At 42.4% G+C, this 622-nt stretch carries 1 protein-coding gene; it reads right to left on the bottom strand.

Going from position 1 to position 622, the window contains the following annotated elements; genetic code table 11:
- Positions 1 to 261 precede the first annotated feature (261 nt).
- A partial coding sequence (locus FK530_RS27585; RefSeq protein WP_231706794.1) for an SLC5/6 family protein occupies positions 262 to 622 on the bottom strand: 361 nt, incomplete at its 5' end.

Here is a 622-nt window from a genome sequence, read left to right as displayed (position 1 = left end):
GCAGATTGGCATCGATGATGCCTATTTGCCGGCACGTGATTGATGAAAGAGCGTGATGGTGAGATCCGGCAACTGATCAGCCTCTCTTATCTCAATGGTTAATCACCATTTAGGGGATGTTGCTGAATATGGAAGATTATATCTGCCGGCACATAGTTTTGGAGTATATAAACGTATAATCCCGCAACTCAACAGCCTCTGTTATGTAATTCAACAGATTGGAAGGCTGTGCTGCGTTGCGGGAAATTCGCGATGCTCTATTTATGCAAATGAGAAAGCGAAGATAAGAAGAATCAATGCCGGAATCACAAACTTGATGTGATAGAAGAGTATCGGCGCAATTTTCTGATTAATCGTTCCTCCATTGGTCAACTCTTTGAGTGCAATATCACGCTTTAAGACAAAGCCGATAAAGATTGCCGAGAGAAGACTGGTGGTGATAAAGAGAATATTCGCACTGATATAGTCAAAGGCATCAAAGATATTCATTCCAAAGATACGAACATTGCTCCAGCTCCTCTCTGCCACAATACCTGGAATATTCCCGTAGATAAAGCTCGTTCCAAGTGTCATGAAGTTTGCCATAGCGCGCTGTATCTTAAACTTCTCGATTCGCGTTGTA

Origin of the sequence: Tsukamurella conjunctivitidis (genome assembly GCF_007858475.1) — a bacterium.
In the GTDB taxonomy this organism is placed as follows: domain Bacteria; phylum Actinomycetota; class Actinomycetes; order Mycobacteriales; family Mycobacteriaceae; genus Tsukamurella; species Tsukamurella conjunctivitidis.
This window is presented reverse-complemented; position numbering and strand designations above follow the sequence as displayed.